This is a genomic window from Propylenella binzhouense, from assembly GCF_009866965.1.
GTDB lineage: Bacteria > Pseudomonadota > Alphaproteobacteria > Rhizobiales > Afifellaceae > Propylenella > Propylenella binzhouense.
Window position 1 is genome coordinate 1 of record NZ_SPKJ01000125.1, and the last position, 9,770, is coordinate 9,770.

At 68.5% G+C, this 9,770-nt stretch carries 8 protein-coding genes; 5 read left to right on the forward strand and 3 right to left on the reverse strand.

Translation table 11 applies throughout. The features are described from left to right. Nucleotides 1-323, reverse strand: a 323-nt coding sequence (locus tag E4O86_RS23285) for a hypothetical protein (protein ID WP_205521010.1), incomplete at its 3' end; no start/stop codon positions are given. Nucleotides 324-1,340: 1,017 nt separating this feature from the next. Between E4O86_RS23285 and E4O86_RS20720 the strand changes: the two genes are divergently transcribed. Further along, the gene (locus tag E4O86_RS20720) at nt 1,341-2,489 is read left to right on the forward strand and encodes an IS4 family transposase (RefSeq protein ID WP_161142454.1); all 1,149 of its coding nucleotides are present in this window, start codon (nt 1,341-1,343) and stop codon (nt 2,487-2,489) included. A 574-nt stretch (nt 2,490-3,063) separates the two neighbouring features. On the opposite strand, the gene metC is transcribed toward E4O86_RS20720, so the two are convergent. Beyond that, nucleotides 3,064-4,245, reverse strand: coding sequence for a cystathionine beta-lyase (gene metC, locus E4O86_RS20725; protein ID WP_246206533.1), 1,182 nt, complete (start codon nt 4,243-4,245; stop codon nt 3,064-3,066). A gap of 210 nt (nt 4,246-4,455) precedes the next feature. Here metC and E4O86_RS20730 point away from each other — a divergent pair, with 210 nt between their 5' ends. From E4O86_RS20730 to E4O86_RS20745, 4 genes are read left to right on the forward strand one after another with little or no spacing between them, the layout of a single operon-like run. After that, a complete protein-coding gene (locus E4O86_RS20730) occupies nt 4,456-5,469 on the forward strand; it encodes an amino acid ABC transporter substrate-binding protein (RefSeq protein WP_161142455.1) in 1,014 nt (337 codons plus the stop codon). 55 nt (nt 5,470-5,524) lie between these two features. Next, on the forward strand, nt 5,525-6,724 hold the full coding sequence (locus E4O86_RS20735) for an amino acid ABC transporter permease (RefSeq protein WP_161142456.1): 1,200 nt from the start codon (nt 5,525-5,527) through the stop codon (nt 6,722-6,724). A 1-nt stretch (nt 6,725) separates the two neighbouring features. Then, entirely contained in the window at nt 6,726-7,865 is a 1,140-nt protein-coding gene (locus E4O86_RS20740) for an amino acid ABC transporter permease (protein ID WP_161142457.1), read from the forward strand. 8 nt (nt 7,866-7,873) lie between these two features. Further along, nucleotides 7,874-8,674 carry an amino acid ABC transporter ATP-binding protein gene (locus E4O86_RS20745; RefSeq protein WP_161142458.1) on the forward strand — a complete coding sequence of 267 codons (801 nt, stop codon included), beginning with the start codon at nt 7,874-7,876 and terminating at the stop codon, nt 8,672-8,674. 84 nt (nt 8,675-8,758) lie between these two features. Here E4O86_RS20745 and E4O86_RS20750 read toward each other — a convergent pair. Beyond that, on the reverse strand, nt 8,759-9,770 hold a 1,012-nt coding region (locus E4O86_RS20750; protein ID WP_205521012.1), incomplete at its 5' end, for an OmpA family protein.

A 9,770-nucleotide genomic window follows, 5' to 3' on the forward strand; every position in this document is an offset into this window, starting at 1 on the left:
CCGCCCCAGCCCGGGCCCGCGCCCGCGCCGGGGCCGCCGCCCCAGCCGCCCATCATGCCGGGGCCCATGCCCCACCAGCCGCCCATCATGCCGGGTCCGCCGTCGTTGCGCATCTGCTCGTGCCAGGCGCGCCAGCGGTCCCGCCAGTCCGGTCCGTCGTCGCCGGGCTGCTGCGCGCCCTGGCCGCTCTCGTTCATCTTCGCGGAATCCTGCGGCGGCTGCCCTCCGCTCGCGCCGCCCTGCGTCTGCGCCAGGGACGGGCCGATGCCCAGCGCCACGAGGGCCGCGAGGCTCGCGCCGGCGATCAATCCGAAACGGGTCATGTCTTCCTCCGTCTTCGTGCGGTGCCGTTCCATCGGCCGGCACGGGCCCGGGGGCGCGGCGCGGACCGGAAGGCACTGGGACGATAGCTAGGGGCGGTCGGGAGGGACGCGATATGATCCAGATCATTCCGGAGGGCGACCGATGACCGCACCGGCGGGCCCGCACCGGGGAGCGTCCGGCACGTGCCTGCGCGCGAAGGCCGCGTCGGGACGGCGCCGTCCCGGCCGCTTGCTCTGTCGTCTTGCCCGGGCCTGACCCGGGCATCCATCGGCTCCCGGCCGCTTGCTCTGTCGTCTTGCCCGGGCTTGACCCGGGCATCCATCGGCCTCTCTGCTAATGGGTCGCCGGATCAAGTCCGGCGATGACGACGGAGAGGGCGTGGCAAGACCGCGCGCATCGCCGGATCGGACCCCGCGATGGCGACAGGCCGCCCGTTCCGTTCAAGGCCCGGCCGCCTGCTCTGTCGTCTTGCCCGGGCTTGACCCGGGCATCCATCGGCCTCTCTGCTAATGGGTCGCCGGATCAAGTCCGGCGATGACGACGGAGAGGGCGTGGCAAGGCCGCGCGGATCGCCGGATCGGACCCCGCGATGGCGACAGGCCGCTCGTTCCTTTCAAGGCCCGGCCGCTTGCTCTGTCGTCTTGCCCGGGCCTGACCCGGGCATCCATCGGCCCCCGGCCGCTTGCTCTGTCGTCCTGCCCGGGCTTGACCCGGGCATCCATCGGCCCCCGGCCGCTTGCTCTGTCGTCCTGCCCGGGCTTGACCCGGGCATCCATCGGCCTCTCTGCTAATGGGTCGCCGGATCAAGTCCGGCGACGACGACGGCGGGTGAGGCGAAGCCGCGCGGATCGCCGGATCGAGTCCGGCGATGACGACGGTGGGTGAGGTGAAGCCGCGCGGATCGCCGGGTCAAGCCCACTGCTGTCCGGTTTAATTTTCTGGACTGGGTGCACGGTGTTGATTCTACTCGTGTTCAGACGTTGGCGCGTCTTCCGGACACGACAGGGGGCAACACCGTGCGGCATCACAATAGCGTTTTCCACGATGTCCTGAAGCAGGTTCCGTGGGGCGTGTTCGAGCGGCTGGTGGAAGAACACGCGGCGGACAAGCACGTGCGGCGGCTGTCGACGAAGAGCCAGTTCATCGCGCTCCTCTACGGGCAGCTTGCCGGGGCGGTGAGCCTGCGCGAGACCGTCGAGGGGCTCGCGAGCCATGCCGCTCGCCTCTACCATGTGGGCGCCAGGCCGGCGGCGCGCTCGACGCTGGCCGACGCCAACGCCCGGCGGCCGAGCGCGGTGTTCGGCGGGCTGTTCGCCGCCATTCTCGCCCAGGCGCAGCGGGGCCTGCGCCGGAAGCTGGGCGAGGCCGTCTACCTGATCGATTCGACGGGCCTGCGGCTGCGCGGGGCGGGCAGCGACTGGGCCCGCTTCTCGGCCCATGCCTGCGGCGCCAAGCTGCACGTCGTCTATGACGCGGATGCCGAGCGGCCGATCTATGCGGCGCTCACCGCGGCCAGGGTCAACGACATCACCGCCGCCAAGGCGATGCCGATCGAGGCCGGCGCCACCTACGTCTTCGACCTCGGCTATTACGACTACGGCTGGTGGGCCGGGATGGCCGCCCGCGGCTGCCGCCTCGTCACCCGCTTCAAGGCCACCACGCCGCTGACGGTGACCGCCGAGCGCGCGCTGCCCGAGGACGCCACGGCCATCCTCTCCGACCGCATCGGCCTGCTTCCCCGGCGCCAGGCCGCAAGCCGCACCAACCCGTTCTCCGATCCGGTGCGCGAGGTGCGCGTGCGCATCGACACCGGCAGGGTGCTGCGCATCCTCACCAACGACCTCGACGCCCCGGCCCAGGAGATCGCCGCGCTCTACCGGCGGCGCTGGGCCATCGAGCTGTTCTTCCGATGGGTCAAGCAGACGCTCAGGATCCGGCACTTCCTCGGCCTCAGCGAGAACGCCGTGCGCATCCAGGTCGCCGTCGCCCTCATCGCCTTCCTCATCCTGCGGCTCGCCCAGGCCGCCCAGACCGCCGTCGAAAGCCCCCTCGCCTTCGCCCGCCTGGTGCGCGTCAACCTCATGCACAAGCGCCGCATCGACCGGCTGACCGGCCACGATCCACCCGCCGAACCCTCCAACCAGATGGTCCTCCAATGGGCGTGAAATCAAACCGGACAGCAGTGGGTCAAGCCCGGCGATGACGACGGAGCGGGACGCGAAGGCGGTGGGGTCGCGCGGCTAAGGCGATGACGACGGGGGCGAGGCGGCGGGGGTCGCGCGGCTGAGGCGATGACGACGGAGGGGAAAGCGACGCGGCACGAGTCGCCAAGCCGACCTTCAACACCGCCGCTTGCTCTGTCGTCCTGCCCGGGCTCGACCCGGGCATCCACGGCGGCGTCCGATCGCATCGTGACCGTTCTCTGGATCGCCGGCTCACGTCCGGCGACGACGACGGAAAGGGACGCGAGGCGGCGGGGGTCGCGCGGCTGAGGCGATGACGACGGAGGGGAAAGCGAGGCGGCACGTGTCGCCAAGCCGACCTTCAAGGCCGCCCCTTGCTCTGTCGTCCTGCCCGGGCTTGACCCGGGCATCCACGGCGGCGTCCGATCCGCGGCCGCCTTCTGGATCGCCGGATCAAGTCCGGCGATGGCGACAGGGGCGCTCGGTCCGATCTGGATCGCCGGATCAAGTCCGGCGTTGGCGACGAAAGGACGGCGGCGGGCCGCCCCGGCGCGCCTTAGCCGCGCATCGCCGCGAAGGCCTGGTCGAGATCGGCGAGGATGTCCTCGAGATCCTCCAGCCCGATATGGAGGCGGATGACCGGGCCCTCGCGCCAGGGCCGGACGGTGCGCGTGTGCCGCAGCTCGCCGAGCACCGCGAGGCTCTCGAAGCCGCCCCAGGAATAGCCGAGGCCGAAGAGCCGGAGCGCGTCCAGGAAGCGCTTCGCCTCGTCCTCCCCGGCATCGAGCACGAAGCCGAAGAGGCCGCTCGCGCCGGCGAAGTCGCGACGCCAGAGCGCATGGCCGGGATCGCCCGGAAGTGCGGGACTGAGCACGCGCGCAACTTCGGCGCGGCCCGCGAGCCAGCGGGCGGCGGCGAGCGCGTTCTCCTGGTGCCGCGCGAGCCGGACATGCATGGTGCGCAGGCCCCTCAGCGTCAGCCAGATCTCCTCCGTCCCGGCCTGGACGCCGAGATTGCGGTGGATGCGCTTCAGCGCCGCAAAGCTGCGCGCATTCGCCGAGACGGAGCCAATGAGGAGATCGGAATGGCCGGCGAAATATTTGGTGCCGGCCGAGATCGACAGGTCGACGCCGTATTCGAGCGGGCGGTAGAAGAGCGGCGTCGCCCAGGTATTGTCCATCATGGTGACGGCGCCGGCGGCCTCCGCGGCGGCGACGAGCGCGGCGATGTCCGGCATCTCGAAGGTGAGCGAGCCCGGCGCCTCGATGAAGATGATGGTGCGCTCGTCGAGCGCCCCGAGCTCCGGGGCGAGCGGATCGTAGTAGCGCGCCGCCACGCCGAGATCCGGCAGGCTCTCGTCGCAGAAGCGGCGCGTCGGCCCGTAGACATTGTCCGGCACCAGGATGGTGCCGCCCGGCTTCGCCGCGGAAAGGATCGCGACGGTGACGGCGGCGAGCCCGGAGGGGACGAGAACCGTGCCGGCCGCGCCCTCGAGCGCGGTCAGGATCTCCGTGAGCGCCTCGATGGTCGGCGTGTTCGTGAGGCCGTAGGGATAGAGGTGCCCGGTCCGGCCCTCCATGGCGGCGACGCTCTCGAAGAGCACCGTCGAGGCCCTGACCAGCGGCGGGTTGACGAAGCCGTGGAAGCGCTCGGGGTGGCGCCCTCCGTGGGTGAGCAGGGTCGCCATGCCGCTCCCGCGTGGCGCAGTCTTGTCCCCGTCGCGGTCGTCGCTGCTCATGAAACCTCCAAGAAGTGCCTTTTCACTGGCAGAAGCTGCTGCGAATTCCGGCAGGCGGGCGCCTTGACCGGCGCAGACATTTGGCCTGTGATGGGCGCAAATGTGGAGAGAATACGTCGCAACATGTCCCCGAGCGGTCATCCCGGCCGCCGGAACTGCCTCTGCGAGGTCTCCATGTTCGGTCAACTGGGGAAACAGGGCTGGCTCATCATGAAAGCGACCTCACTGCCGCTCGCGCTTGGTCTCGTACTTGGTCTCGGCGCCGCCGCTCATGCCGCGACGCTCGACGACGTGAAGGCGAAGGGCTTCCTGCAATGCGGTGCCAATACCGGCCTGCCCGGATTCGCGGCGCCCGACAATGCCGGCAACTGGACCGGCTTCGACGTCGATTATTGCCGCGCCGTGGCCGCGGCGATCTTCGGCGATCCGAGCAAGGTGAAGTTCACGCCGCTCTCCGCCAAGGAACGCTTCACGGCGCTCCAATCCGGCGAGGTCGACGTGCTGATCCGCAACACGACCTGGACGATGTCGCGCGACACCTCGCTCGGCCTGAAGTTCGCCGGCGTCAACTATTACGACGGCCAGGGCTTCATGGTGCGCAAGGATCTCGGCGTCTCCTCCGCGCTGGAGCTTTCCGGCGCCTCGATCTGCGTCCAGACCGGCACGACGACCGAGCTCAACCTCGCCGACTACTTCCGCGCCAACAAGATGGACTACAACCCGGTCGTCTTCGAGAAGCTCGATGAGACCAATTCCGCCTATGACAGCGGCCGCTGCGACGCGCTCACCACCGACGCATCGGGCCTCTATGCGACGCGCCTCACGATGAAGAGCCCGGGCGACCACATGGTGCTGCCGGAGATCATCTCGAAGGAGCCGCTCGGCCCGGTCGTCCGCCAGGGGGACGACCAGTGGTTCAACGTGGTCAAGTGGACGCATTTCGCGCTCCTCGATGCGGAGGAGCTCGGCGTCACGCAGGCCAATGTCGAGGAGATGAAGACGTCCGACAATCCGGAGATCAAGCGGCTTCTCGGCGTCGACGGCACCTTCGGCCAGGCGATCGGCCTCAGCAACGACTGGGTCGTGAACATCATCAAGGGCGTCGGCAATTACGGCGAGATCTTCGAGCGCAACATCGGCACCAGCTCGCCGCTTGAGATCGAGCGCGGCCTGAACGCGCTCTGGACCGACGGCGGGATCCAGTACGGAATGCCGGTCCGCTGAGCGGGATCTCCGCGGCCGCACTTCCTGCGGCCGCGGCTCACGCGGAGCGCACGGCATGGCCCATCCGATCGCTGAGGACGCCCCGCTCAGGACCGCGGAGCCGCGGGTGTCGTTCCTGAACGACCCCGTGAAGCGCGGACTGCTCGTCCAGTTCGTGCTGCTCGTCCTGGTCGTCGGCTTCTTCGCCTGGATCGTCACCAACACCGCGGAGAACCTGCAGCGCGCGAACATCGCCTCGGGCTTCGGCTTCCTCGATTACCGGGCCGGCTTCGACATCGCGCAGTCTGTTGTGCCGTACAGCCAGGATGCGAGCTACGGCTACGCGCTGCTCGTCGGCTTCATCAACACGCTCGTCGTCGCCGTGCTCGGCGTCGTCATCGCGAGCTTCATCGGTCTCCTCGTCGGCATCGGCCGGCTTTCGTCCAACTGGCTGGTGCGGCAGATCTCGACCGCCTATGTCGAGACCTTCCGCAACATCCCGCCGCTCCTCGTCATCTTCTTCTGGTATTTCGGCGTGCTCGCCGTGCTGCCGCAGCCGCGCGACGCGCTCAGCCTCGGCTTCGGCTTCAGCCTCAGCAACCGCGGCATGTTCACGCCGCGCCCGCTCTTCGAGCCCGCCTTCTGGGTGGTCGTCGCCGGCTTCGCCGTCGGAATCGCCATGACGGTCGCCTTCTCGGCCTGGGCGAGGCGCAAGCAGATGCGGACCGGGCAGCAGACGCGCGTGCTTCCCGCCGCGCTCGCGCTGATCGTCGGGCTGCCTCTCGTCCTCTTCGTCCTCGCCGGCAGCCCGATGTCGCTGGAATTCCCGCAGCAGACCCGGTTCAATCTCGTCGGCGGGCTGCAGGTGAAGCCGGAATTCATCGCGCTGATGCTGGCGCTCTCGATCTACACCGCCGCCTTCATCGCCGAGATCGTGCGCGCCGGCATCCTCGCCGTGAGCCACGGCCAGACGGAAGCCGCCCATTCCCTGGGACTGCGGCCAGGCCCGACGCTCCGCCTCATCGTCATCCCGCAGGCGCTGAGGGTCATCATCCCGCCGCTCACGAGCCAGTATCTGAACCTCACCAAGAACTCCTCGCTCGCGGTCGCGATCGGCTATCCGGACCTCGTCTCCGTCGGCGGCACGATCCTGAACCAGACCGGGCAGGCCGTGGAGATCGTGATCATCTGGATGGCCGTCTATCTCGGCATCAGCCTCGCGACGTCGCTGTTCATGAACTGGTTCAACCGCCGGGTCGCGCTGGTGGAGCGGTAGCATGTCCGATCTCCAGGCCCAGACCGACCTCTATTTCGTGCGCCGCGAGCTCGCGCCGCCCGAGCCTCCGCCGGAGCGCACGAGCGGTCCCGTCACCTGGCTCAGGAAGAACCTCTTCGCCACGCCCACCGACGCGGTGATGACGATCCTCGCGCTGCTGTTCGTCGCCTATGCGCTGCCGGGCATCCTGGAATGGGCGCTCTTTAAGGCGGTCTGGGACGGCGCGGACCGCACCGCCTGCCTCGGCGATGTCGGCGCGTGCTGGGCCTTCGTGAAGGCCAAGTTCCCGCAGTTCATCTACGGCCGCTATCCGCTCGAAGAGCGCTGGCGGGTCGACATCGTCTTCTTCCTGCTCGCCGCCGGGCTCATCCCGATGGCGATTCCGGCGGCGCCCTGGAAGCGCTTCAATCTCATCTTCCTGATGCTCGTCCTGCCGGTCGTCTCCTTCCTCCTGCTGACGGGCGGGGCGTTCGGGCTAGAGGAGGTCGAGACGGCGCTCTGGGGCGGGCTGCTCGTGACGCTCGTCGTCTCCTATATCGGGATCGTGGTGTCGCTGCCGCTCGGGATCCTGCTCGCGCTCGGCCGGCGCTCGGATCTGCCCGCGGTCCGCTTCTTCTCAATCGGCTTCATCGAGCTCTGGCGCGGCGTGCCGCTCATCACGGTCCTCTTCATGGCGAGCGTGATGCTGCCGCTCTTCCTGCCCGCGGGCATGAACTTCAACAAGCTGCTGCGGGCGCTGATCGGGGTCGCCCTGTTCTCGTCGGCCTATGTCGCGGAGGTGATCCGGGGCGGGCTCCAGGCGATCCCCAAGGGCCAGTACGAGGCGGCCCGGGCGCTTGGGCTCGGCTACTGGCAGATGATGCGCCTCATCGTCCTGCCGCAGGCGCTGAAGCTCGTCATTCCGGGCATCGTCAACAGCTTCATCTCGCTCCTCAAGGACACGAGCCTCGTCTACATCATCGGGCTCTTCGACCTGCTCGGCATCGTCCGGCTGAACTTCAGCGACGCCAACTGGGCGACGCCGGAGACGCCGGCGACCGGCCTCGTCTTTGCCGCGCTCGTCTTCTGGATCTTCTGCTTCGGGATGTCGCGCTATTCCCAGGGCCTCGAGCGCAGGCTCAATACCGGCCATAAGCGTTAGGAGCCGCCATGAGCGAGAGCGCCGCCCTCGACCAGGACCTCGAAGTCCACCGCGACCGGCTGAAGGTGTCCTCCTCGGAGGTCGCCGTCGAGCTCGTCGGCGTCAACAAGTGGTACGGCGAGTTCCACGTGCTGCGCGACATCAACCTCAAGGTGATGAAGGGCGAGCGGATCGTCATCTGCGGCCCCTCCGGCTCGGGCAAGTCGACGCTCATCCGCTGCATCAACCGGCTCGAGGAGCACCAGAAGGGCCGCATCGTCGTCGACAAGATCGAGCTCACCAACGATCTCAAGCGCATCGACGAGGTGCGCCGCGAGGTCGGCATGGTGTTCCAGCACTTCAACCTCTTCCCGCACCTCACGATCCTGGAGAACTGCACGCTCGCGCCGATCTGGGTACGCAAGATGCCGAAGAAGGAGGCGGAGGAGATCGCGATGCAATATCTCCGGCGCGTGAAGATCCCCGAGCAGGCCAACAAATATCCCGGCCAGCTCTCCGGCGGCCAGCAGCAGCGCGTGGCGATCGCGCGCGCGCTCTGCATGAACCCGCGCATCATGCTCTTCGACGAGCCGACCTCCGCGCTCGACCCCGAGATGATCAAGGAGGTCCTCGACGTGATGGTCGGGCTCGCGGAGGAGGGGATGACGATGCTTTGCGTGACCCACGAAATGGGCTTCGCGCGCCAGGTCGCGAACCGGGTCATCTTCATGGATGCGGGCCAGATCATCGAGCAGAACGACCCCTTGACCTTCTTCACGAACCCGCAGCACGAGCGCACGAAGCTCTTCCTGTCGCAGATCCTGCACTGAGCGTCCGCAGATGCGAAGAACCCGGGCCTGAGGCCCGGGTCCGCAGGCATTCGCGGCCGGAAGGCTCCGTCCGTTGCCGGGCGGCTATTGCGGCTGCTGCATCGGCTGCTGGCCCTGCTGGTCGCTCTGGACGAGGGGTGTGATCCGCCGCACGGTCACGCGCCGGTTCTGCTCCTCGGGCCCGTCGGTCTGCACCTTCAGATATTGCTCGCCATAGCCCTGGGTGACGAGGTTCTCCGCCGGGATCTGCCAATTGCTCGAGAGCGCGAGCGCGACCGATTCCGCCCGCCGGTCCGACAGCACGAGATTGTCCTCGTCCGACCCGACCGCGTCGGTATGGCCCTCGATCAGATAGACCTCGCTCGGGTTCTGCCGGATGATGTCCTGGATGGCCATCCCGATCGCTCCGAGATTGGCGATCTGCGAGGGGCCGATATCGGCGCTGCCGAACTCGAAGGTGATCGTGTCGATATCGACCCGCGGCACCATATCGCGCAGGCGCACGTTCTCGCGGACCTCGTCGACCGAATAGACCTGATTGATCGGCTCCACCGGCGGGGCGATCAGCGCCGCGCGGATGTCGGCCGGCGAGGCCCAGTCGGTTTCGACGATATACTGATCCTGCGGGATCGGAACGACGAGCGGGGGCAGGGTGGCGTCGTAATAGCCCGGGTCGCGCTCGACATAGGTCGGGGCGTAGAGCGCATTGACGAGCACGACCTCCCGCCGGTTGGGCAGGATCCTGACGCGATAGACGATGTCGCCCCACGAATTGTAGATGGTGACGACTTGCGATCCGTCCGCGAGCACCACCGTCACTTCGTACATGCCGTTGTCGCGCGGCCGCTCGATGATGTTGCGCGCCCGGAAGCCGAGCCGCGCGATGTCGTTCTTGCGGACCATCACGCGATCGCCTTGCTCGACGATCACGCGGTCGCCCTGGCGGGAGACGACGTTCGCCTGCGGCGGGATGCGCACGTTCTGCGGCAGCTCGGCCCGGCCCGGACCCTGGCCGCCACCCTGTGCCGCTCCGGGCGCGCCCTGGCCGGGTCCCATGCCGCCGGGGCCCTGGCCGCCGGGCGCCTGCCCGCCGGGC